Consider the following 24,885-nt stretch of genomic DNA (forward strand, 5'->3'; position numbering starts at 1 on the left):
GCAACGCCGTCGACGGCAAGAAGACCTGTCCCGCGATCATGCCGCCGATCGGCCACGGAAACGATATACCGCCCTTCAACCCCGCAACATATACGTTTCGTATTCCAATGACATGAATTTGCGGTCCAGCACCTTCACGGCTGCCATCACCACGACCAGCAACGCCAGCGCAAATCCATAGCCGTAGAAATCCGGCCCGAGCCTGAGCGTGATACCGGTGAAGAGTCCATTCAGCACGACGAATGCGCCCGTGAGCCGCAGCACCATACGCCGTCCGTCGAGATAGAAGAACACGTTGAGCAGACCGAGCAGCAACACCTGCAGACTCGCCGACACCACGTCGACGACAAGCAGCGGCATATACAGCGGCGAAATGCCGAGCGAGCCGAGCACGCGCTCACCGAAAGCAATGATCAGCAGCAGCACGACTGTCTGCACCTTGATGATTTCATACAGGCCGGCCCGCACGCTGCCCACCATCATGTCGCGCATTTCGTTGATATGGCGCAGCGTCGCGCCGCTGCGCACGGCGTCGTAGAAGGCGTCGTAGTACTCGACGAAATCCGCCTCGATGCGCACGAGGAACGTCGCCATGCCAGGCATCACGCACACGTAGGCGATAAAAATCGGAATGTCGTAAATCACCGACGCGTTCAGCGGTCCGATCACGTGCGTGCCCGTGCCCGGCGCGTACCAGAACATGAACTTGTCGAGCCACACGCCGATATTGAATAGCAGACCGACGAGCGCGAGGCTCGGATAGGCGAAGCGCCGCTCGAACATTTCGAATGAAACGAAACGCTCGCTGCGGTAGTTGCGGTAAATCAGACCCGACAGACCGGCGAGCAGCACGATGTGCCCCGCCACGAAGCCGCCGAGCAGGCCGACCAGTCCATAGCCGTTCAACGCGAGCGCGAGGCACACCACGCATGCATAACCGACTGCGAACACCATCAGTATCTGCCGGTACTGCTTCACGCTCGACAGGAAGATCACAGCGATCCAGATATTGCTGACCACCACGAAGCCCGTAATCATCAGCAAGCGGTAGATCAGCGGCTCCTCGCGAAAGCCGACCAGCATCGCGACCAGCGCGACCACGCTCGCCAGCACCGACGACACCAGCACCACGCCGTTATAGTTCGACAGCACGAGGTCGTCGCGCTTTTCGAACAGCCGGTCGGAGATGAAGCGCGTGAACGACAGTTGCAGCGGCCCGGTCAGAATCAGGCTGAGCGCGATCAGATACGTGACCGACACCTGAAACTGCACGATCGCGAAACTCGGAATCACCGAGGTCAGACTGATCAGCCCGATGATCAGGATGCCGAAGATCGACAGGATCAACGGTCCCGAGCTGATCAGGCCCGCGTAGGCGTAAGCGCGCGCCACGCCCACCAGCGTGTCGCGGCGCATGATCTTGCGTAATTCGAAGCCGATACCCGCCATCAGCGTGTCTCCTGCGATTGAACGGGCTGCGCCGAACTCGCGTGCGGCTCCGCCTTTGATTGGGTGCCGTGATGCATCGGGCAGCGCGCCGCATCGGCGGCCGTATAGTTGCGCTCGCGATCCGGCATGGCGGCGAGACGCTCATACAGCGTGCGATAGCTGTCGATCATCTGCTTCCTGGTGTAATAGCGGCGCACGCGTGCGAGGCCGGCCTGTTGCGCGGCCTGCCAGCGGGTTTCATCGGCGAGCAGCGCCAGCACGGCTTGCGCGAAGGCCGCCGGATCGGCGAGTTGAACCACCATGCCCGCCGAGCCGAGCGCGCGATCTTCGTCGTCCGCGCCTTCGATCAGTTGACGGCACGAGCCCACGTCCGTCGTGATGGCCGGCACGCCGGCCGCGAAACCTTCCAGCACCACCAGCGGCAGCGCCTCGCTGATCGAGGTCAGCGCGATCACGTCGATCTGCGGCATCATGTCGTCGATGCGCTGGAAGCCGAGGAATTTCACATTGCGGCTCAAGCCGAGACTCTCCACGAGCGCGCGGCATTCGAGCGCGTAAGCGGGATCCTCCTCTTCCGGCCCGATGATCCAGCCTTCGAGATCCGGCATGGTGCGCGACGCAATGAAGATCGCGCGAATGAAGGTCTTGATGTCCTTGATCGGCACCACGCGGCCGATCAACGCGACCACGCGGTGCGAGCGCGGCTTGCGTTCGGCTATTAGCGGCGCGAGCGCGTCGACGTCGATGCCGTTCGGAATGCATTGCGTGCGCTCGACGCGCGCGCCGTCCGTGATCTGGCGCTGGCGGTTCGCTTCGTACAGCGCGACGATATCGTCAGCGGCGTCGTACGCGAGCTTGCCGATCGCTTCGAAGAAACGCACCCACAATTCGCGGAAATAGCTGACGCGAGAAATATCGCGTTCGAACACGCCGCGGTTGTCGCGAATCCACTGGCTCTGCAACAGGTCGATCTTGCGCTCTTTCGTGTAAATGCCGTGCTCGGAGATCAGCAGCGGACGGCCCGTGCGGTAATGCATCAATGCGCCGAGAAAGCCGCCGTATCCCGTCGATACCGTGTGATAGACCTTCGCCGGCAACAGCTTCTCGGCGACGCGCGCGAGTTGCCACAGCGGCTTGTGCATGATGCGCACGGTCCAGAAGTAATCGGTGAACGACGGATCGGTACAGTACTTCTGATACTGATCGACGATCGTGTCCCAGGCCGCGCGGCTGGACAGGAACTGCTCTTCGTTCAACGCGCCATTCGCCCCGAGCATCGGAATCATGCTCGCCATCAGAGCGCCGACATCCAGCCCGCTGCGCGGATCGCGCAAGGCGTCGTGCAATCTCTGCGAGCGCGCGAACGCCGCGGTGTCGCCGGCGACGGCACGCGGCTGAAAATCCGCCACGACCTGCTCGTACAGGAAGTGCGTTTCGATATGCACCACGTTGTCCGGCAGCGCATACGCAGCGCCGTTGTAGTCCTGTTCCCGGCTACCGATGAACACAATCGCGAAGCGGGTCTCCGGGTAGGAGCGGATCATTTCATTGACCCAGCTCGACACGCCGCCACGCACGAACGGGAACGTGCCTTCGAGCAGCAGGCAGACATCGGCATCGGCGGCACGGCGGATCGGGAGTTCTTTCATCATGACCAGTACTTCACAACCGGTTTGAGTGTGGGCAACGCGGCGGCATTGCCCAGCGATGCGAGAAGCTGCTTGACGCGAGCGTAGTCGCCGCGCAGGAAGTCGGCTTCCGCGAGCCACGGCACCAGCCGTTCGCGCGGGAAACCGAGTGCGAGCGCCTGGCCAATGTATTCATGCGCGGCATTGGGCAAGCCGTTCGCCAGCGCGAGACGGCCGCGAATCAGCCACAGCGCGGCGTCGCCCGGATCGGTTTCGAGCGCCGCCTGGGCGTAGCGGTCGGCCTGTTGCAGCGTATGGCGGTAAACCGCGCCTTGCACCAGGTTCTGGTACACAAGTTCGAAGTACAGCTCGGCGAGCAGGCGGTTCAGTGCGTGGCGCTCAACGTCGTTGTCCGTCGCTTCCAGCGCCTTGCTGGTGCGGAAGATCTTCTGCATGATCTCGTTTTCGGCGTGGTCCAGCGTGCCGTAAGCGATCAGCCGAATGTCTTCGAGCGGATCGGCAAGCAACTCGCGCAGCAACGTGCCCGTGGTGCGGGTCGGCATGCTCTGGATCGCCACCAGCGCGGACAGCCGGTCGGTGGGCGATACCTGAGTGTTGGCGAGGCGCGCCTGCAGACGCGCGCCGCCGCCGTGCGATACGCGCGACACCAGGTAAGTGACGAATTCCGGGCGCGGCACATCGGCGAGTTGATCGCTCTCCTTGCTGCCCGGAAAGAGCGCCGCCCACACGCAACTGATCAGCACCACGAGGCCGCCGAACAGCGGCACGACGGTGCAGGCGAGCCACAGGAACAGCAACGTAATGCCGCGCGGCTCGCGATAGTTCAACGGTAGCCACGAGCGGAACGCGACCGCCTCCGCGAGTCCCGCCAACGCCTGCAACGCGAAAAAGCGCAGCAGCGGATCGATCGCGCCGGCCGGTTGCAGCAGGCTCGCGATCGCCAGATATTGCACGATCACGGCCACCACGGCCGCGAGCGCGCCGACGATGAGAGAAAGGGTCTTAGACATCGAGGCCGCTTCGTTTGAGAAGACGCATCAGCGCCGCGCCCGGCTCGTCGCCCTCGAGGTGGAGCGTATGAACGCCGACGCGCGCGCGTTCGAGGTCGGTGTTGAACTGGGCCGTCAGGCTGGCTTCGATTCGCGCGAGATAACCGTCGATGCCGGTCGTATCGGTGGCCGGCATCAGATTCACCAGCACCGACTGCTTCGCGGTCTGCACCGGCCACATCACGTCGAGTGAACGGCGGCGGCGCATGACGTGCTCGAACAGCGAGTCGCCCTCTTCATCGCGCGGAAACGCGAGCGCGACGAGCGACGACGCCACGCCCGCCTTCTGTTGAAGACGCGTGAGGCGGCTCAGGTCGAGCGCGAATTCGTACGGGCAGTTCGGCACACGGTCGAGAATGCGCTGTACGAATGCGGAATGCTCGACACCGTCCGCGTAATAGCCGAGCAACACCAGCAGCAACTGCAGGTTGTCGAAGTTGAGCGACAGGAACGGCATGCGCTTGACGACGAGCAGCGCGCGCAGTTCACCGTCCGCCGATACGAGCGGCGCGCACACCAGGTACTGGCTGACCGGCACGACGGTGTCTTCGTTCTTCAGATGCGCGACGCTCAGCGTATTCAGCGCATGCGTGACGAGTTCGTCATGCACGGCGAGTTCGAACGGATCGCCGATCCGCGCGATGGCCTGCGCGCCGAGCTTGCCGTGATGCACCGGATACAACGCGGCGACTTCGATCTGGCAGGCTTGCGCGACAAATTCGAGCAGACCGCTCGCGCCGCCGAGCGGATCGCCGCCCTGCGGATCGCCGCCCGGCGGATCGTTTTCCTTGCCCGCGGCCGGCACGGCGAGTGCAGTATCGGTAGCGACCGACAGACGGCGCAGCTCGGTAATCGAATCGCGCAACGTGGTCGGACGCGACAACAAATCCTTTTCGAGCCGCTCGTGCGAGAGCCGCATCAGATAGTGACTGTTGGTCAACGCGACGAGACGGTCGTTCAGGTAATCGTTCAGCGAGGACGCGCGCTCGGCGCGGCTGCCCCACGTATCGCCGAAGTGCCCCGCGAGAATCGTCTGGATCAAACCGCCCGCGAAATACAGCGTGGGGAACGGGCCGCCGTGCGGATAAAAGAGCGCCCACGCGCCGAGCATCAACGCTCCGCTCAGCAGGCCGAGCAGGCTGCCGTAGCGCAAGGCCACGAGCAGCGATGCCAGCCATAGCCACGGAAACCCATTGTGCAGCAGCAACGGGTCTTCAGGATGAAGCCAGCGGGCCACGGCCAATACGGCCAGCGCGAGCACGACAGTCTCCACGATCGCGAACGGCCGCGCCACCGCGGGCGCCAGAAAGCGGCGCACGCGTCCAAGATTGCCGAACGGATGCGCATGGCGCGGCTTCGAGGCGCCTGGGTTGTTTTCCACGGCTGCGGTATTCACGGCCATTTCCTTTTCACATGTCGGGTTGCGGCCGGCGGCCCGCACTTCGGGCGCAAACCGCAACCTTGGGGATATGCTTGGTGATGCTTTTACTGACGCGCTTGCAATGGCGACAGAACCTTGGCGATCAGCGAGGTCGCCACGCTCGACAGACCCGAACGGCTCCAGCCCGTACGCGTGCCCGTCGCGCTCCACACCACGGCGCCGTTCGACACGTCGATCAGTTCGAACGTGACGCCGACCACCGGCTCGCCGTCCACGCCTGTTTTGTAGCGCCATTCCTCGACCGCGCCCGACAGCACATAGCGGGCGTTCTGCGAACGCGCCCATTCGAGCGCCTTGTCGCTGTCGGCGCGCTGCGTCGTGTCGAACAGCGAGTTGCGGTTCGAATCGGCCGGCGCGATGCGCACATCGGCGATCCCGCCCGCGCGCAGCGTGTTGGCCGCGATCGACTCGGCGCTGTGACCGGCATCCGGCGTTTCAGTGTAGTTGGCGATCGACACCACCGCCACCTTGTCGCCGCGCGCGAGCGCGGGGCCCGAGGTCTGGCGCACCGTGCCGCAGGCGCTCACCATCAGGGCCAGCGCGGCTGCCGCGACACACCAGGCGCTCGTACGAGCCAATCGTTTAATGCCGTACATGAAGAATTCTCCTTGGGATAACTATGCGAAATCCGGTTCAATAAAACCAGCTATAGCGCGCGCCGATCTGGGTCACCGGCGTGCCGAGACGCGAGACGCGCTGATGCGAGAAAAAGAGTGCCGCGTGATCGCCGCCGAACACGGTGCCCGCGAGGCCCAGACTGATCGATGGCCCCCAACCCTGGAACGAGTCGTGCAGCACGCCGACGTCGAGAAACGGCCGCCATGCGCGCGTGTACTGGTCGATCAGATCGTTACCGAAACCGAAGAACGCCCCGTATTGCGAGTACGTCTGCGGGACGAAGGTCGATGCATCGACCGGCCCGGCGCTCGCCGGAATCAGCCGCGAAATCAGACCGTCGGCGGAGCCGCTCGCACCGTAGTCGCCATGCGTACCGATCAGACGTACCGTAAAGTCCGGATAGTTCGTGCGGATCCGATAACCGATCTCACCCGTCGAGAGCACGCCGCTGCCGAGGTAGTTGCGCGCCTGGCTATAGAAACGATCGGCTTCGACCGTGCCCGTCGCATACAGATGCTGCGTCGCGCGATACGTGATCGTGCCGACCACGTTGTCCTTCATGCCGCCGACCAGCAGTGCCTGCGATTCGCGTGCCGTCTGATTGCGGCCCGCTTTCAGCGCGATCGACAGCGGCGAGTTCCTGCCCCACTCCGCGCCCACCGACACGCTATAGAAACTGTCGAGTGCTTCGCGGCGGCCGGCGGTCACCATGAAGGCGGTGTCGTACGTTTGACGGCGCGCGTAAAACTCCACCGAACGATCCACCGACGGCACGTTGGTCAGTTGCGACTCATCCGTCGAGTGCTGAAAGCGTTGGACACCGTTCACGCCGACCATGTAGAGATCGGCGACCTTGATGCTGCCCGCCAACGTCTGCTCGATATAGTCGAGCGGATGTTCGACGAAGCTCGTCACGGTCGCGTCGAGCGATTGCGGCCAGGTCAGCGCGGTTTGCTGCAGGCGGCTGTGCAACTCCGAATCGTAGGGCGCGCCTTCCAGGCCCTGAAACGCGAGGTTTTCCGCCGCGCCCGGACGATCCACCGCGATCGAAGCATCGATGCGGTTGTAGAGCGGCAAGCGCGCACCTTGCTGGTCGAGCAGACGCTCCATCGCGGGCTTGTCGTTTTCAGCGAGTGCGATCGCGATCAACTGTTCCGAAGGCTGCATCAGCACGTCGGCGTACTGGCGAGCCAGCCAGCGCTTCGCCAGCGGACTCGCTTCATGCGACATCGCCCAGGCGAGCGCCACGTCGCGCGCCACCGACGAAGTCAATTGCGCCTGATCCGGCGACTTCGCCGCGGCGGGTGCCTTCACCGGTTGCGCGGGCGGCAGGCCGGCCGCGTCGCCGAGCAACGTGCGGCGCGCATCGGCGTTGTCGTTGCGGCCCGCGTCGCTCGCGAGCAGATCGATGAGGAAAGCCTTCGACACGTCCGCGTTTTCGAAGATCGACGCAAGCGTGACGCGACGACCGAGCATCTGCTCACGCACTTCGCCGCCCTGCGAGGCGCGCGTGCGCAGCACGATCTGACCTTGCGCGCTGTTGGCGCGAATCTCGGCCTCTTCCTGCTGCATCTGACGCCAGACGTTGCGGCGGATCGACCAGGCGAGATCGCTGCGCCCCGCCATTTCCTGCGCTTCGGCGTAGGCGAGTTGCCACAACGGATCGCGCGACATCGACGCCGACTGCAGGCGCAGATACTTGAGCGCCGCTTCCGGCCGGTTCAAACGCATCTGCGCGGCGGCGAGCGGCCCCCACAAAACGGGCGCCTGGGCGGGCGCATCGCGCCATTCGGCGACCGCCTCGCGCAATTGCGTTTCGCTGCCGTAGTCCACCAGCGTCCAGAGCAGTGCGGCGCGCAAGTCGAGCGTCGTGCCGGGCAGGGACACAGCGTGCTGCAAATCGTGCAGCGCGTCGAACGGACGATCGATCTGGCGATAGTATTCGGCCCGCACGCGCAGGAATGCCGGGTCGGCTTCGCCAGCCGTCAATTGTTCGGGTGTCAGGCTCTTTAGCAAAGCGTCGACGCGGTCGTATTGCCCGGCATCGGTGTAACAGTGAATCGCGCTCTGCAGCGCGCGCTGCGAGTGATCGCGACGGAACTGCAGCTCGGACGTACGCGCCGCGTCGACCGGATAGGCGTCGTAGAAGTACGTCATCGCGCTCAGGTCCTCAGGCGCCGCCTGGCCGCTTGCCAGCAAATGCTTGTAGGCGTCGTTCGCGATGTCGTCACGCTGCAGCAGGCGCGCGAGCTGCGCGGCGTTGCGCCAGAACAGCACGTCGTCGTCCTTGGCGCCGCGGCGCGCGGCGAGCAGCGTGTCGAGCGCGCCCTTGTAGTCGCCGTGACGATACAGAAGGCTTGCCGTGCGCAGCGCGTATTGCGTGTTCGACGGATAAAGCTGGTTCAGCTTGCGGTAATAACTCAGCGCTTCGTCGTCGTGACCCGAGCGCTCGGCGAGCTGACCCAAACGCGCGTCGATCGCTTCCGCCGGCGAATTGCGCTGGCGGCCGCGCAGGAACGCCAGCGCGTCGTCAGGACGGCCGAGGCGTTCGTAAGCCGCGACTACGGAGTCGACGAGCTTCAGGTCGCCGGGCGAAGCATTCGATGCTTGGATCAACGCGGCCAGATAGGCGTTGTCGTCGTTAAGCATCGGCGCGAGGCGCATTACGTTTTTCCAGCCTTCTGGATCGTGCGTGGCTTGCGCGTAGGCGAGCCACATCTGCAAGGCGAGCGGCGACGCGTGATTCCATTCGGCGACCTGAGCGAGGCGCCTGGTCCAGACCGGCGAACCCGGGTTCTTGCTGACCTGCTCCGCCGCCACGCGCTGAGCGTTCGGCAGATCGCTCGATTCGAGGAACGACTGATAGAGGAGGCCCGGCACGTCGTTGGAAGCGGCGGAGTTCGACGCGGCAGCCGGCGCAGCCGCAGCGCCTGATGCCGTTGCGGCGGACGCCGCAGCAGCGGGTTTCGCCGACGCCGGTGCAGCGATGGACGCAGCGACGCGCACGACATGCACCTCGCGCGAACCATGGGTACTCGCGCGCATGGCAAAACCGGCCCGAACTTGCGGACCATCCATATAGGCGTACTGCCCCTGCGCGCCCTCTTCACTTGCACGCTCGCGGATAAGGTCGACGAGCCGCAGCGCGCCGTCCTCTTCAGGCTGAGCCTGCGCGTAGCCGGCCAGCGCCTTCGCGTAACGGTCCACGAGATCCGGACGATGCGCCGCGCGCGCAAGATTCAGCAGCACCACGAGCGTGTCGTGATCGTGCCTGAATTCGGCACCGTGTTGATCGGCGGCAGCAAGCGCGTCATCGAGCAGACTGCCCGACTGCAAGGCCTTGATGCCTTCGATAAAGCACTGACGTCTCGCATCGAACGTCGCCGCGCTGGCTTGCAAACGGAACCAGCCGTTCGCCGCGCCGCGATAGTCGCCGCCATACATGGCGAAGCGCACGACTTCGCGGTTCCAGCGCGTTTGCTGCGCCGGATCCTGTTCGGCGAGGCGAGCATAGAGCTGCCCGGCAAGCTGTTGCGCATTCACCGAAGCGGCTGCTTCAGCCAGCATCTGCAGATCGGCATTCGACCACGTCAGCGCAGCCGCATTCGTGAGCTGCGTGCGCAAACGGCCGAGCGCGGCCTCGCGGCCCGGATCGTTGGCGGGCAGCGCGAACGTCTCGCGCGTGTCGACGGTCAGACGCAGCAACTGCGCCGCGCGGCGCAGGTGATCGTCCGGAATCGCCTCCATGCGGGCAGCGATACGGCGCGCGTCCTCGTTGCGGCCCAGACGCACGTACTGCGTGCCGAGCACCGAGAGAATTTCCGGGTTGCCAGGCTGCACGCGCAGCCATGCTTCCAGATACGCGATGCTGAGATCGCTCGGCGCGTCGGTCGACGTCATCCGGCTGCGCAGACCGCCGCGCGGATGCACGAGATAGAGCGTGATCAACACGACGCCCGCGAGCAGAAGGACGAGCCACGTGGGCGCGATGCGAGGGCGATTATCGACCACAAGCGACCTCGATCGACTGGTAGTTCAACTTGGGTCCGAGGTCAGCCCGCGTATCGAAACGCAGGAAATCGCCTTCACGACGCGTGGCGACAGCCTGCCTGTCGACGCTGACCCTGCACTGCTGCGCGTTGGCCAGCTTGACGAATGGCTGGTAGTGACCGGCGAACTCGAAACGCATGCCCTGTGCCGTGCGCTGGAAATTGCGTACGAAACCGTTGGCTTCGCCGATATACGGCGCCGCGTTCGCGACAGCGCCGATCGCAAAGCGGGCGCTGCCGCCGTCGATATGGACATAGGTGCCGTCGGGGCCTGTTGCAAAACCGGTCACACCCGATGCGTCGGCCAGCACCGGTTTGGTTGCTTGCGGCCAGTGCAATTCGCGCACCTCGCCATTGCCGCGCACGAGCCACTCGCCGGCTTGCGGACCCACTTCTCTCGCCACCGCGAATGTGTGCCAGTCGAGCACCTTGCGGATGTACTCGCTCACGTAGACCGGCATGACCGGCTGCTTGAGCACCGTCGAAAAAATCTGGTCGAGCGCGCGCAGCGAGGCCACTTTCGTGCCGCTATACATGTGGTAGTAGATGTCGATTGGCTTGAAGCGCAGCGGCTTGTCGGTCATCGAGAAAGTTTCGAGCACGCGCGTGAAGCCATAGAACGGCCCCTGCCAGTCGTTCGTATAAACGTTCTCGTCCTGATTCGGCGCATACACCTGATAAGCGCCCGGCCCCTTGTCCACGCCGATCGGCGCGATATTGGTCCAGCTATTGGCTGATCGGGTGATGACCGTGTCGCCGCCGTTGAAGTTGTAGACCCCGGCTTCGTACACCTTGCGCACGACGAAACCCGGCGGGCGGCAGTCGCCCGACCATTGCAGCAGCACGGTCTTCTTTCCGGGCGGCGCGAGGCGCGTGTTGATGTAGTCGATCGAACCGGTGATCTCGCGGTCGATATTGAAGTGATACCCCGGAATGTTCAGCGAGAACGCCGCGTCGCCGCCTCCGCGATCCACCTGTGCGCCGGTCTTGCTGTCCACCTGCTCCCACTGGAACGGATGCGAGTACGTGTGCGTGCCGATCTCGACGTTCGGCAGCGCGAACATCTTGCGCGCGATCTCTTCGAGACGCGGCGAGATATCCGGATGCAGCCCTTTGGGACCCACTTCGCCTTCGATCACCGAGAGCGTCATCGGCACCTGATAGCGAGTGAAGATCTGCTGGTATAGCGCTTCGCCGGAATAGTCGGGTCCGGGGAATTCGGCACGCGAGGCGAAACCGTCGCCGTCCACGTGGGACATGAGCAGACGCCGGCCGTTTTCAGTCGTGACGCTCGGCGACGGCATGTCCTGCAAATGCAGTGCGGCTTTCATGAACGCCATAGGCTGGATCGCCCAGCGTTCCTGCTCGATGCTGTCGAGCGAGGCCACCGTGTACGGACTGAGCGCGTAGCCGCCCCACGGTGTGAGCGCGACCTGATCGACCAGCACGCCGTTGGCCGAAACACGCAGCAACGACTGGCTGTGCGAGCCCACGCGCACGCCTTGCAGATCGCGCGGTTCGGGCTTCGGGCTGATTTCGAAGCCGACCATCGGGTCGCTCCTGACCACCGTGACCGGTGCGGCCAGCGTGCCGCCCACGGCTTGCAGATCGAGCGCCGCGCCTGCCGAACCGGCCGCGTCGAAACCGAACGCGCCGAGGAAGGCGACAGGCACGTGATCCGCCATGCGAGCCGCGACCCAGCGCTGCCACGCCTCGGGATCCGGCACCGCGCCGCGCTGGATCCACGCGACGACACCGGCGTAACGGTCCGGCGTAATGGCGTCGGGCAGACGCGACGAGAAGTCGGCGTACTCGACGTCGTAACCCATATAGTTGAGCGGCGTGGCCAGATCGCGCACGCCGGCGCTCAGGTCGAGCGGATCTTTGGTATCGCGGTCCTGCACGACGAGAATCTTGCGCGGCAGGACCTCGATCTTGCCGATGCCGACCACGTCGCGTGCCGTGCTCGTCACATAAGGCAGCATGCCGGCCGACACGACGCGCGCGGCGGTCTCGCGGGCGCATTCGCGGTCGTTGCGCGCGCAATATTCGACGGACACCACCGGCACACCGCTTTGTTGCGTGAACGCGCGTGCATCCGCGATGCGTTGTGCGCGCAACGCTTCGGGGACTTCCAGAAGCTGGCCGCTATCGTTGATACCGCGCACCAGCGAATCGCCGACTACCGCGTAAAGCGACTTCGCCACCGGCAGCGCGTTGCGCATGACATCGGCGCCACCCGCTACGAGGCGCGCGTCCGGATGAGCTTGATGAATGCGGCTGGCTGCGGCCACAGCGAGGGGCGTGTCGAGCAGGAAGCCACGATAGCCGCGCTGCCACAACGGCTCGATCTGGCTGGTGAAAAACGCCTCGACTGAACCCGCGGACTCGGCGCCACTGGTGCGCGCGATCCACGTGGTGTGCGCCAGCAGATGAGCCGCCGGTTCGAAACCCGTGGCGGGGTCGATCACGACGGCGTCGAATGCTTGCAATTCGCCGACAGGCGGATTGGCTGCATAGAAGAAAGCGAGGTTCGGTTGAGACGCGGCGGAGTGAGCCGCCGCAGCGGACTGCAACGGTGCAGCTTCAGCCTGCGTCGCTGCTTGAGTCACTGCGTGTGCCGCAAGCGGTGCAATACCGGCCGCGCCAAGCACTACCGCAATCAAGGTTCGCGTAAGAAATCTTTCGCCCGCACGTTCCACAACCCCGCAAGAGTCCCCGCCGGCGCATGCCCGGGTCCGCTTCTTCATCGCCAAAATCTTTTCCCCGTTCAGTCTGAACGCGAGCGGCGTTCTCCCTATGGGGAGAAAGTTTCCGCTTGCGGATTTTCTAGCCGGCCCGTCGGCATTATTTACATCGCGCAAAAGCAGCGTTGCGGCGGATGCGATACCGACTTTTTGTTTGTTTACTGGTAAGGCGGTGGAAGATATCACATGACATGGGGTGTCTCAAGCTCGCTTATGCCATCGCGTGAATCCAGATAGTTAAATAAAGGCAAATGCATCCGCTTGAATTCAAAGGCAAACGATTGCGCGGCTCTAAAAGCCGGACAGTAAAGGCGGCACTGCCTGAAACTAATTCGTCAAGCGAATCGACGGTGTGTTGGAAAATCACCTCAGACAGTCCCGATCACGCTCGCGGCGCTTAATTCTTCTGATCATTAAATCAGATGTGCCCCAGTACTTCGTCGAAATCGCCAAATCTTTTTAAGACATGTCTAACACGCGCATTTGACTGCTCGCCGTCTCGGCTCGGGCACCGCACCCAGCAATAAGTACCGAAACGCATAGACAGGAATTAATTTTCCGATATCCTTCACGGGCATTCGATTCAAACGCTGCGAATAAATAAATCGGCACCCTAAAGAAAATTCAGGAGATGCCGTAAGCGCAGTTTGGGCAAACCCGGAGCGATCCGGCGACGCAAAGCTACAGGGACTCCCTTGCGGGAGTTTGCCAGTTGCCCGCCGTATCCACGGCGGGCCAATCGACAGCGGTGACCACGCCGCGTCAGGAGGCTACATGCTGGAAAATCGGGGAATGGGTGCAGTTGCGTTTGTGGCTTCGGAATCGGCGGAAGCAGTCCGTCTTTTGGGCCGCACAGGTAGAAGTCTGAAACGGGCCGGACTGATCGCGGGCCTGCTAGTTGTGGGATGCCTGAATGGCACCGCCTTCGCGGCCACCACGACGACCACGACAACCACTAGTCTCGTCGTACCTTCCTACTTCAATGCCACCAGCAGCGTCGCGAACTGGAACAGCCTCGTGACCTCGGCGCGCAAGGTGCCGACCACGGCCATCCTGAATCCCAACAGCGGCCCTGGCGCCAAGGAAGATCCCAACTACGCGGCGGCCGCCGCCAAGCTTCGCGCCGCCGGCGGCAAGGTGCTGGGCTATATCTCCACCTCGTACGGCAAGCGCTCGCTTTCCGCGGTCGTGACCGACATCAACGCCTACGTGGCGATGTATAAGGTGGACGGCTTCTTCATCGACGAGATGACGTCCGACAGCCAGATGTCGCACATCCAGTTCTATCAGTCGATCTACAACTACATCAAAGGCTTGAACGCCACCTACTCCGTGACGGCCAATCCGGGCACCAACATTCCCGAGCTTTACGCGAGCTTGCCGACGGCCGACCAGTTCGTCGTATTCGAAAGTACCGCGAAGAGCTACGCGAAATATCAGCCGATGAGCTGGCAGGCCGCCTATCCGAAGAGCCGCTTCGTGCACATGGTGTACGGCGCGACCGCTGCCCAGTTGCCGGGTGTCGTGCAATACGCGAAGACACATGGCGCGGGTGGCGTGTATGTCACGTCGCTCTCCGGCGGCAATCCGTATAAGGCATTACCGCCCTACTGGAACGATGAAGTCACGGACGCCGCCGCGCGTTGATGAGCTGACTTATATCGACATCGACATGACGTTTGCCGCGGCCGGCGTGGCCGGCCGCGGCAGTTCGTGAACGACGCAGCCGCCGCGTCGTGATCGCGATCGTGACCAGAACACACCCTCCCTTTCGACAACCGCAGAACGTACTCGCGATATAGCGGATCGCTTTCCACCTGATCGGGTTGTCTCCGCAGCGGCAGATCGATCTTGACGCCGTGCATCACGCGGCCAGGCAGAAACGCGAAGCTGCCGCCACAATCGCACGGTCTCCCTCTGGTGCGTTCGGTCTGGGCACACCTATTGCTCTATTCCGCTCGCCGGCAAATAACCCGTCAAAGCACGCAGTGCCCACAACGAGTCGCCGTTTTCCATTTAATCCAGCAATCCATCGGTGGGAGGCCCCATGCTTCGATACGCTGCAATCTTCTTCATCATCGCGATCATCGCCGCGGTATTCGGCTTTGGCGGCATTGCCGCAGGCGCGACTGAAATCGCCAAGGTCCTGTTCTTCATCTTCGTGGTGATCTTCCTCGTTACCTTGCTGATGGGCGTGATGCGACGCTGATGAACGCGTCGACTGTATAGGTTGAATCACACTTGCCCCGGCGCGCAAACCGGCACTCCGTTGCAATACTTGCCGCACCGTATTGCAATTGTTGCTGACCGCGCCGGGTTCTCACTTCAGGCTAGCCCTGCATCCAGACGTTTTCACCCACGCATTGCACTGCACCACTTGTTCGTTTTCTTTATCGCTTCGTTTGACCTTCCTTGTCTTCACGCCGCCCGCGCAATCGGCGCACGCGCACTCAACCGATGCGACCAGTTAGCGAGCGTCCGCGTCGCCACCGACGGCTTGCTCAAGATCGCGCTGTCGTAATTCTTGCCATCGAAGCGTACGAAATCGACGATGCGAAACCCCTGCCCACGATAAAACGCAATCAGATGCGCGGCCGCTTGTGGCGTATCGAGTGCAAGCTCCGCATAACCGCGCGCCGCGGCCCAATGATCGGCGAAGGCAATCAGCAACGTACCGATACCGCGCGCCTGCCACGCGGGCTCGACCGCGAACTGGCGCAAGCTCGCGATACCGTCGCGCCGGTATAGCTCGCACGCCGATCCACGCTCTGTCGCGTAGAGGGTCATCGTGCCGACAATGCGCCCGTCGCACACCGCCACGTAGCAATCACCGCGCGTTGCGCGCATGCGTGTCGTCTCGACGGTCTGATCCGCGCACGTGCAATTGAGGCCCATCGCGCCGAGTTGCGTAAAGGCCCGATGCAACAGCGCCGTCAATGCCACGAACGAATCGCGAGCCGGATCGAAGCGGCGCAACTCGACACGACCCACGCCGTGACACACGTAGTCGATACGAACGGATTGTTGCTTCGCTGCACGTCGCTTCACGTTGAGCACCTCGCGGTATCAAGATGCCCGAAGTGTAGATTTCGCGTGGGTGCGTCTCAAGAAAAAATGTCGTAAAAACTCACATGAAAGCCGCTGCGGACGTATTAGCCAAAAGCCGGCGCAAGCTGCGGTTCGCCTTCGCGCAGACCGAGATGCAATTCCTCGCAGAGGAACGTTTGCAAGGTTTGCACGGCGGCCGCCTGCGCGCCGGCAACCTCGCGCATGAAGAGACCGAAGTCCGCGGTGGGCGCGTCGGGCAAACCATCGGCCTGGCCGAGCACGCGCATGGACTCCGAGCGAATGTTGCCGTCGAGCAGCACGGACACACCGAGCCCCGCTTCAACCGCGGATTGCACGGCCGGCAGACTCGTGCTCGTGCACACGATGCGCCACGCGATCCCCGCGCGCCGCAACGCCGTCAACACCTGCTGCTGCCACAGGCACGCGTCGCCGAACGCCACCACCGGCAACGCCGCCTGCGCGTCGCGGTTGAAGCCGCGCGCGCCGACCCAGAAGAGCGGCTGCTTCCACGTGAGATGCGGCGCCGCGTCGACCAGCGCGGGATCGCCGACCACTACATCGAGGCTGCCATCCGCGAGCCGGTTCGACAGCGCCGCACTGCTGTCAACGACGATCTCCAACGCCACTTGCGGATAAGCAATCGAAAAGCGCCGCAACGCCCGCGGCAATCGGCCGACGGCAATGTCCTCCAGCATGCCGAGCCGCACGGTGCCGGACACCTGCCCCGCGCTCAACGCGCGGCGCGCATCGGCGCCCGCGCCGAGTATCGTGTGGGCATAGGGCAACAGCAGATGTCCCGCTTCGGTGAGTTGCACACCGCGCGGCGAGCGGTCGAGCAAACGCTGCCCGAGTTCGTCTTCGAGCCGGCGCAGTTGCATGCTCACCGCGGCCTGGGTGCGCGCGAGGCGCGTCGCCGCCACGCCCACCGCGCCCGTCTCCGCCACGGTGACAAAGGCGCGCAGCAGGCTGCTGTCGAGATCTCGGGTCATAAAGGTTCTTGAAGTCGGCATAAGAAATATCAACTTATCTTAATACCGCGAGCACCGATAAGATAGCAATGACGAACCCCCGAACGAACGCCAACTCGCCGACAACCATGCAGGACACCACTCTCCAACCCGCGTTGAATCCCGCGCAAACCAGCGTGAAACCCGCTCGCAGCGCGGCCGGTGCGGCCCTGCTGTGCGTGCTGTCGATGTCGTGCGTGCAGTTCGGCGCCGCACTTTCCGCACCGACGATGGCCACGTACGGTTCACTCAGCACCACCTGGCTGCGCCTGTGCTGGGCTGCATTGGTACTCGCCTTGCTGGTGCGTCCGCGCCTTCTGAGTTACTCGCGCGCTCACTGGACTGCCGCGGGTGTGCTCGGCGCCGCGATGGCGGGCATGACACTGTGCTTTTTCGCGGCGCTTCAGCGCATTCCGTTGGGACTCGCCGTCGCGATCGACTTTCTCGGACCGCTCGCCGTCGCGACTTTCGCGGTGCGTCGCGCCCGCGCATTGCTCTGGCCTGTGCTGGCGATCGCCGGCGTGATCCTGCTCTCGCGCGATCGGGCCGGCTGGATCGGTGAACCGCTCGGCGTGCTGCTCGCCTGCGGCGCGGCGCTCGGATGGGGCACCTATATCGTGTTGATGAAGAAGACCGGCACCCTGTTCGCGGGACTCGAAGGACTGTCCGTGTCGCTGATCGCTGCGGCGCTCGTGGCCACGCCATTCGGATTGGCGCAAAGCGGTCTGCATGTGGCGGCGGCCCAGGTCATGGCGACAGCGGGCCTCGCGCTGCTGGTCCCCCTTCTGCCGTACGCGCTGGAAATGGTGGCGTTGCGGCACATGCCGGCCGCTTCATTCGGCATCCTGATGAGCGTCGAGCCGGCGATCGGCGCATTGGCCGGCTTCGTCGTACTGCATCAGCCGATGGGAATTCTGCAAATCATGGGCACGCTGCTGGTGGTGACCGCAAGCGTCGGCGCGGTGATGGTGGCGCGCTGAAAATCCGCGGCACGGTCGAGTGCGCACCTCGGCGCACACCTCGGCGCGCGCCGGAGCGCGCGCAAGACCGTGCGCCTGGCTCAGGCGATGTTTTCCGCTTCGTAAAGACGCCGGCCCGCGGCATCCTTCGCGCCAAGGGTCGGCTCGAAATCGATCGGCCACTCGATGCCGATGTCGGGATCGCGCCACAGAATGCAGCGCTCCAGTTCGGGAAACCAGTATTCCGTGGTCTTCCACAAACACTCGGCGGTATTGGACAGCACCACGAAACCGTGCGCGAAGCCAGGAGGCACCCAGATTTGCCGGTAATTGGACGCGCTCAGATATTCCCCGCACCACTTGCCGAAGTTCGGCGAATTGAGCCGCACGTCGACGGCGACGGCGAACACTTCGCCCACCACGACCCGCATGAGCCGGCCCTGAGGGCGTTGCACCTGGTAGTGCAAGCCCCGCAACACGCCACGCACCGCGCGCGAATGCCGGTCCTGCACCCATTGAAAAGCTTGCGAGACGTCGTCGCTAAACTCGTCCGAGCTAAAGCTCTCGAAGCAGAAGCCGAACTCGTCGCAAAACACCTCGGGCTCGATGAGTTTCACCTCCGGCAATGCCGTCGCGATCACCTTGTTGCCCATTGCCGCTGTGCTCGTAAGAAGCCTGACCGGCGAAAACGCTGCCGCCACGACGGAGAACGCGTCCAAGTGTCGTAAGGCGCCCCGCCGCCGGCTCGGGCGCCTGCATGATGTTACGCCTCGCTCGCCACGCGGCTGCGCGCGCGATATTCGGTTGGAGACAGCGCCATGCGCTTGCGGAAAATCTTCGCGAGACGATCGCCGTTGCCCGTACCGCTGCGCCGCGCGATCTTGTCGACAGGCAGTTCAGTCTCGGTGAGGAAGTTGCAGGCAATGCGCAGGCGAACCTGCAACAGATAGTCCGACGGCGTGACCTGCATTTCATGCTTGAAACGCCGCAGGAAATTGCGCTCGCTCATCGCCGCGACCTGCGCGGCGTCGGCCACTGAAACCGGACGGTCGCAGTTGGCCTCCATCCAGCGGGCCGCCGCGCGGATCTTCTCGGCCACGCTGAGCGTGCCGCCCTCCGCCGGTAGCGGCACCCAGGTGGCAGCCATGCCGGGCATCACGCGGTCGGCGACGCTGCGGGCAAGCTCCGCACCGAGATCGCGTTTGATAAACATGAGCGCGCTGCGGGCACAGTCGTTACGGTCATTGGACGCGTTGAGCGCGGACTCGCCCGTGACACTGCCGAGATAGCGGTTCACTTGCGGTCCGTCGCTATCCGTCGGGCCAGCCGCTTCCAGCACGAGCCGTCCTTCACCGATCGTTTCGATCGCACGCGTGCGCGATTGCACCGCGCGCAGCCAGCCGAGCACCCGCTCGTCGCGCGCGGCCACATGCGCGCCGTAGCCGCCTGCGATGAACAGCACGTCGAAACCGCTGGCGAAGCGCGCGTCGATACGGTCCGTCCAGATGCGCGCGGAAGAAGAACTGGCGACGCTGCCGCCGTCCATGGAAAGGAATTGCACTTCGTAAGGCTGCTCCTCACCGGCGCGCGAACCCGAGAGTTCGTTCGCCGTCTGGAACATCTCCACCACCGTGCCTGGGCCGAGCAGCCAGAAGCCGTCAAACAGCAACACGCCGATGCGCCGCGTCGCACCACGCACGTTCAGCGTCGGCGTATGTAACCAGGTGATCCTCGCAGTATCAAGGTGCATGTGCGGCATGATATTTCCCCAAACTGTCGTACATTGTGGACCCCGATCGCCGTTAGCCGCCGTTATGACGGAATGATTATTGCCAGCGGAAATCGCAGCTGGCCGCTTAACGGATTAAGCGTGATGGTAGCGGAATGGCTCGCTATAGTAAATTTGAAAAACAAATTACTGTCGAGAAGTAGAACGTATGAAGAAAACCGTTATCTCGCGTTTGATATGACAACGGCGTGATGAGTCCGCGCCTCAGCCGGGCACACCCGGCGATTTCGGCAGCTTGCCGCCAAACCACCGCCAGCAAGGCTTTCGAGGCACTGACGGAGCGCGTGCCGGGGCTCCGCAACGCCTCCTGATTATGACCTGCGTATGGCAAAGCGGTATCCAAAAGTGTTTCAAACTTGAAATGCAAACCTCGCAAATAATGACCATTCAATAGCCGATTTATTCGCAAATCGGGAATTTGTTGACCACCGGGTGCAATCGGCCTGTATTTAACCAATCGATATCTATTAATCGTTTCCAAACGCATTTTTCGAACGTCCTAAAACGTTTCTATATTGAAACATTGGCGGTTTTATACGTATGAACAATTCGTGCTTGCAGTGCACAATAACTATAAACATCGGAGGATTGAAGGCTTGCCGCGCCCGAAGAATCGGGCGCGTTGGAAGTTGCGCTGCGGCGCCTGACGGCGCCGGCCAGCGCACCACGCCGGTCACGACGCAGCTATCTGAACGCTCAGGCCGTCGGCGACTCGTCGAGCGACTCGCGTTCGATCGCGGTCGCGGCACGGCGGCCCTGCCGTTCGGCGCGCCTGCGATGCAATGCCGCCAGCCGCCGCCGTCCGTGCGTGAGCGAAGCGACCGCATGGAACGCGACCGGCGCGAACACCAGCCCGAACAGCGTGGCAGCCAGCACCCCGCCGAAGACGCCTGTGCCGATCGAGCGGCGGCTTTCGGCACCCGCGCCGCTCGACACCACGAGCGGCACAACGCCCAGCAGAAACGCCGCCGAGGTCATCACGATCGGCCGGAACCGGGCGCCCGCGGCCTCGGTCACCGCACGCGTCAACGGCATGCCGCCCTGGTACAGATCGCGTGCGAATTGCACGATCAGAATCGCGTTTTTCGCCGCGAGGCCGATCACCGTGATCATGCCGACCTTGAAGTACACATCGTTAGGCATGCCACGCAACAGCACCGCCGCAACCGCGCCGATCACGCCGAGCGGCACGACCATGAGCACGGCAAGCGGAATCGTCCAGCTTTCGTAGAGCGCGGCCAGCGCCATGAACACCGCCAGCAATGACAGGCCGATCAACAGCGGCGTGAGTCTCGCGGCCGCGGTTTCCTCGCGTGCCGCATCGACCCAGTCGTAGCTCACGCCGACCGGCAGGGAAGCCGCAAGCCGCTCCAGCTCCGCCATGGCCGCGCCGGAACTGTAGCCTGGCGCCGCGTGGCCGCTCACGTCGAGCGACGGGTAGCCGTTGTAGCGCGTCAGCATCACCGGGCCGATCGTCCACTGACGCGTTGCGATAGCCGAGAGCGGCACCATGCCGCCCGTCGAGTTGGGCACGGAGAGCGCGAGCAAATCGTCTTCGGTCATGCGCGCGGCGGCGTCCGCGGCGATCATGACGCGGCGCATGCGGCCGCCGGCCGGGAAATCGTCGATATAGGTCGAGCCGAAGGTGCTGCCCAGCACGTCCGCGATGCGGTCGAACGACACGCCGAGCGCATAAGCCTTCGCGCGATCGACGATGAGCTCGACGCGCGGCGCGTCAGGCAGATCTTCCGAGTGCACCGAGGCCAGCACCGGACTCGCCTTGGCCTGCGTGAACAGTTGCTCGCGCGCGGCCTTCAGCGCGTCGAGCCCCACGCCGCCGCGATCCTCGAGGCGGAACACGAACCCGTCCGAATGCCCGAGTCCCGGCACCGAAGGCGGCAATTGAGCCTCGACGCTACCGTCCAGAATCTGGTCGAACTTTGCGTTGAGCCGGTCGCGCAGGGCCAGTGCATCGATATCGCGCTTGCCCCAGTCCTTGAGTTCGACGAATCCCATCGCCACGTTCTGACCACTGCCCGAAAAGCTCCAGCCGATCACACTCGTAACGTTCGCGACTGCGGGCTCGGCATGGAGAATCGTTCCCGCGCGTTGCACCACGGCCAGCGTGCGCGCCTGGGTGGCGCCGGCGGGCAATTGAATCATGACCTGCAACTGGCCTTCGTCCTCGCTCGGCAGGAAACCGCCGGGCATCTGCCAGTAGAGCACGCCGCACACGCCGACCAGCACCGCGTAGATGGCCAGCATGGGGCCGATACGGCGCAACGTGCGCGCGGTCAACCCGCGATAACCACGCGCGGCGCGATCGAAGCCGGACGTGAAGCGGCTCGCCGCACGCGCCGCGAAACCGCGAATGCCGCGGCGCGCATCGCGTTGACGCACCGACTGCGTGTGCGCCTTCAGCAGATTCGCGCACAACGCGGGCGTCAGCGACAAGGCCATGAACGACGACACCAGCATCGACGCGATCATCGCCACCGCGAATTGCCGGTAGATTCCGCCAACGCCGCCGGGAAAGAACGCCATCGGCACGAACACCGCCGTCAACACCGCCGTCACGCCGACAATCGCGCCACCGATCTGCGACATGGCTTTGCGCGTGGCCTCGCGTGGCGACAAGCCCTCTTCTTCCATCACGCGATGCACGCTCTCCACCACCACGATCGCGTCGTCGACCAGAATGCCGATGGCGAGCACGAGGCCGAACATCGTGAATACGTTGATCGACAGACCGCACGCATACATGGCGAGAAACGCGCCCATCAGCGTGACCGGAATCACGACGGTCGGCACCAGCGTATAGCGCAGATTGCGCAGGAACAGCCACATCACGAAGAACACCAGCACGACCGCTTCCGCGAGCGTGACGAGCACCTCGTGAATGGCGATCTTCACGAAGTGCGCGTTGTCGAACGGGATTTCGATGGCGACGCCCGAAGGCAAGCCTTTCGCCAGTTCGGCAAGCCGCGCGCGAATCGCGTTCGACGTTTCGAGCGCGTTGCCGCGCGGCCCGAGTTGAATCCCGACCGTTGCAGCGGCCTTGCCATTCAGGCGCGAATAGTACGAGTAGTTGTCACGCCCGAGTTCGACGCGCGCGACGTCGCGCAGGCGCACAGCCGAGCCGTCCGGCCGCGCCTTCAGCACGATCTGGCCGAATTCGGCCGGCGAGATCAACTGGCCTTTCACGCTCACCGAGGCGGTCAATTGCTGGCCCGGCACGAATGGCGCGTCGCCGAGCGTGCCCGCCGTCACGGTCGCGTTCTGCGCGGCGATGGCGGCGTTGACTTCGGCGGCGCCGAGGCCGTATTCGCGCAGCTTCATGGGATCGAGCCAGATACGCAGCGCTTCGTCGGCGTCCCAGAGTTGGGCTGAGCCCACGCCGGGTGCGCGCTTCAACTCGCGCAACACGTAGCGGCTCAGATAGTCGCTCAATTGCACGGAGTCGCGCGTGCCGTCGGTGGAACTCAGCGCGACCAGCATCAGGAACGTGTTGGCCGCCTTGAACACGCTGATGCCCTGCTGCACCACCTGCTGCGGCAGACGCGGCTCGACCTGCTTGAGCCGGTTCTGGATGTCGACCAGCGCGAGATCCGGATTGGTGCCGGGCGCGAAGGTCGCGTCGATTTCGAGTTCGCCCAGGTTGTCGCTGGTCGTTTGGTAGTAAAGCATATTGTCGGCGCCATCGAGACTCTCCTCGATGATGCTGCCGACGCTCTCGTCCACGACTTCAGTCGACGCCCCCGGATACATGGCGGATATCACAATGCGCGGCGGCGCAAGGCGCGGATACTGCGCCACCGGCAGTTGCGGAATAGCTAGCGCGCCCGCCACGACAATGGCGAGCGCGACGATCCATGCGAAGACCGGGCGGTCGATGAAGAAAAATGGCACTCAATGAATCCGTTCAGATTGTCTGGAGGCGCGGTGCGTCGACGAGGCGAGCCATATGCAGCGCGTCGGCCAGCACACCGTCACGCACGGCAAAACCGCGCGAACGGCCTTCTTCGACAAAGCCGAACTTGCGATACAGCGCGATGGCCGGCGCGTTGTCGGCAAACACCGTGAGGTCGATGCGGCGCAAACCGAGCGACGCGTCCGCGCAATCGATCAAGCCTTGCAAAAGCGCGGTGCCGACACCGCGGCCATGATATGCGTCGTGCACGGCGAGGCCTAAATGCGCGCAGTGCGCGCGGCTCGACCGGTGGACCTCCAGGCCCGCGTGGCCGACCACGCGTCCGTCGATAAGCGCGCACACGTTCACGCCGCCTTTGAGGCTCCGCTCGTACCACGCCGCGAGTTGTTCAGGACTGCGATAGCCGACCGACAGCGTGCCGCGCCGCACGCCAGGCAAGCTCATGATTTCGGCGAACGCATCCATGTCCGACGATTCGAACGCGCGCACCATAATACATTTGTAATGTTCGGCGTCGTCCGGCAACCTTGTTTCGTTCATGGTTTTATTCCGTTGCTAGATGGGCGACAGATGGCGGCGACATCCACGGCGCCGGTTCGCGCAGCCGCGCCATGAAGTAACAGTCGATCAGTACGCCGCGACGCAATATGGCACCGCGCTGATGCGCTTCGATCTCGAAGCCGAACTTGCGGTATAGCGCGAGTGCCGCGTGGTTATCGGTGTAGACATGCAACTCGACGCGGCGCAGGCCGAGCCAGTTGTCGGCCAGATCGAGCAGCTCCGCCATCAGCGCATGACCGATGCCGCGCCGCTGCCATGCGTCGTGCACGCCAATGCCGAGCGAGGCGGCATGCGCGCGGCGTCCCTTGAAAGGACTGAGGCTGGCCTGACCGACCAGCGTGTCGCCGACCGTCGCCGCGATCGCGACGCCAGGGGCCTCGAATTTTTCCAGGTGCTCGCGTGTGCTGGCAACGGTCCGAAACGGCACCTGCGGATTGCCGTTCATCGCCACGGGCAATTGCAGCATGGCGTGAAATTGTTCCGCGTCGGCCACGCGCCGTGCGCGCAGCGTCAGGCCCTCCGGCAAGCTCTCAGGTTTTGATTTTGTTTTTTCGTGTTGATCCATAG

The 24,885-nt window shown here is 63.7% G+C and carries 18 protein-coding genes and 1 riboswitch; of the genes, 3 read left to right on the forward strand and 15 right to left on the reverse strand.

The genetic code is table 11. The annotated features are described in order from the left end of the window. Positions 1 to 75 precede the first annotated feature (75 nt). The 7 genes from pelG to B0G71_RS13455 form a co-directional block, all read right to left on the reverse strand. On the reverse strand, positions 76 to 1,449 hold the full coding sequence (gene pelG, locus B0G71_RS13425; RefSeq protein WP_116142371.1) for an exopolysaccharide Pel transporter PelG: 1,374 nt from the start codon (positions 1,447 to 1,449) through the stop codon (positions 76 to 78). Continuing rightward, positions 1,449 to 3,101: a GT4 family glycosyltransferase PelF gene (pelF, locus tag B0G71_RS13430; protein ID WP_116142372.1), complete on the reverse strand. Its 1,653-nt coding sequence runs from the start codon at positions 3,099 to 3,101 to the stop codon at positions 1,449 to 1,451. Before pelF ends, pelG begins: the two co-directional genes overlap by 1 nt. Next, entirely contained in the window at positions 3,098 to 4,108 is a 1,011-nt protein-coding gene (locus tag B0G71_RS13435; protein ID WP_116142373.1) for a hypothetical protein, read from the reverse strand. The genes pelF and B0G71_RS13435 overlap by 4 nt, the downstream gene beginning before the upstream one ends. Beyond that, complete coding sequence (locus B0G71_RS13440) at positions 4,101 to 5,543, reverse strand: PelD GGDEF domain-containing protein (protein ID WP_116148579.1); 1,443 nt, start codon at positions 5,541 to 5,543, stop codon at positions 4,101 to 4,103. Before B0G71_RS13440 ends, B0G71_RS13435 begins: the two co-directional genes overlap by 8 nt. 89 nt (positions 5,544 to 5,632) lie before the next feature. Beyond that, positions 5,633 to 6,184: a hypothetical protein gene (locus tag B0G71_RS13445; RefSeq protein WP_012432521.1), complete on the reverse strand. Its 552-nt coding sequence runs from the start codon at positions 6,182 to 6,184 to the stop codon at positions 5,633 to 5,635. Between the two features lie 37 nt (positions 6,185 to 6,221). Then, entirely contained in the window at positions 6,222 to 10,217 is a 3,996-nt protein-coding gene (locus B0G71_RS13450) for a tetratricopeptide repeat protein (RefSeq protein ID WP_116142374.1), read from the reverse strand. Then, entirely contained in the window at positions 10,207 to 13,005 is a 2,799-nt protein-coding gene (locus B0G71_RS13455) for a sugar ABC transporter (protein ID WP_116148581.1), read from the reverse strand. The genes B0G71_RS13450 and B0G71_RS13455 overlap by 11 nt, the downstream gene beginning before the upstream one ends. Before the next feature lie 637 nt (positions 13,006 to 13,642). After that, positions 13,643 to 13,722, forward strand: a riboswitch (cyclic di-GMP riboswitch). A 54-nt stretch (positions 13,723 to 13,776) separates the two neighbouring features. Here B0G71_RS13455 and B0G71_RS13460 point away from each other — a divergent pair. Both B0G71_RS13460 and B0G71_RS13470 read left to right on the forward strand, forming a co-directional pair. Continuing rightward, complete coding sequence (locus tag B0G71_RS13460; protein WP_116142375.1) at positions 13,777 to 14,649, forward strand: spherulation-specific family 4 protein; 873 nt, start codon at positions 13,777 to 13,779, stop codon at positions 14,647 to 14,649. Positions 14,650 to 15,049: 400 nt separating this feature from the next. Continuing rightward, the gene (locus B0G71_RS13470) at positions 15,050 to 15,211 is read left to right on the forward strand and encodes a DUF1328 domain-containing protein (protein WP_007182451.1); all 162 of its coding nucleotides are present in this window, start codon (positions 15,050 to 15,052) and stop codon (positions 15,209 to 15,211) included. A gap of 209 nt (positions 15,212 to 15,420) precedes the next feature. Here the strand turns inward: B0G71_RS13470 and B0G71_RS13475 are convergent, their stop codons facing one another. After that, entirely contained in the window at positions 15,421 to 16,050 is a 630-nt protein-coding gene (locus tag B0G71_RS13475; RefSeq protein WP_116148583.1) for a GNAT family N-acetyltransferase, read from the reverse strand. Positions 16,051 to 16,154: 104 nt separating this feature from the next. Next, complete coding sequence (locus B0G71_RS13480; protein WP_116142376.1) at positions 16,155 to 17,060, reverse strand: LysR substrate-binding domain-containing protein; 906 nt, start codon at positions 17,058 to 17,060, stop codon at positions 16,155 to 16,157. Between the two features lie 107 nt (positions 17,061 to 17,167). On the opposite strand from B0G71_RS13480, the gene B0G71_RS13485 reads away from it, so the two are divergent. Continuing rightward, a complete protein-coding gene (locus B0G71_RS13485) occupies positions 17,168 to 18,058 on the forward strand; it encodes a DMT family transporter (protein ID WP_116142377.1) in 891 nt (296 codons plus the stop codon). A gap of 80 nt (positions 18,059 to 18,138) precedes the next feature. Here B0G71_RS13485 and rfbC read toward each other — a convergent pair whose 3' ends face one another. From rfbC to B0G71_RS13510, 6 genes are all read right to left on the reverse strand, one after another. After that, positions 18,139 to 18,690 carry a dTDP-4-dehydrorhamnose 3,5-epimerase gene (gene rfbC, locus B0G71_RS13490; protein ID WP_116142378.1) on the reverse strand — a complete coding sequence of 184 codons (552 nt, stop codon included), beginning with the start codon at positions 18,688 to 18,690 and terminating at the stop codon, positions 18,139 to 18,141. A gap of 110 nt (positions 18,691 to 18,800) precedes the next feature. Further along, complete coding sequence (locus B0G71_RS13495; protein WP_116142379.1) at positions 18,801 to 19,796, reverse strand: GlxA family transcriptional regulator; 996 nt, start codon at positions 19,794 to 19,796, stop codon at positions 18,801 to 18,803. 133 nt (positions 19,797 to 19,929) lie between these two features. After that, positions 19,930 to 20,313: a hypothetical protein gene (locus B0G71_RS40940; RefSeq protein ID WP_147308676.1), complete on the reverse strand. Its 384-nt coding sequence runs from the start codon at positions 20,311 to 20,313 to the stop codon at positions 19,930 to 19,932. Positions 20,314 to 20,522: 209 nt separating this feature from the next. Next, positions 20,523 to 23,735, reverse strand: a complete 3,213-nt coding sequence (locus B0G71_RS13500) for a multidrug efflux RND transporter permease subunit (protein ID WP_116142380.1) — start codon at positions 23,733 to 23,735, stop codon at positions 20,523 to 20,525. Between the two features lie 13 nt (positions 23,736 to 23,748). Further along, positions 23,749 to 24,297 (reverse strand): GNAT family N-acetyltransferase, encoded by a 549-nt coding sequence (locus B0G71_RS13505; RefSeq protein ID WP_116142381.1) that lies wholly within the window; start codon positions 24,295 to 24,297, stop codon positions 23,749 to 23,751. A 4-nt stretch (positions 24,298 to 24,301) separates the two neighbouring features. Next, positions 24,302 to 24,883: a GNAT family N-acetyltransferase gene (locus B0G71_RS13510; protein WP_116142382.1), complete on the reverse strand. Its 582-nt coding sequence runs from the start codon at positions 24,881 to 24,883 to the stop codon at positions 24,302 to 24,304. Positions 24,884 to 24,885: the final 2 nt, after the last annotated feature.

The organism is Paraburkholderia sp. BL27I4N3, from assembly GCF_003386115.1.
GTDB lineage: Bacteria > Pseudomonadota > Gammaproteobacteria > Burkholderiales > Burkholderiaceae > Paraburkholderia.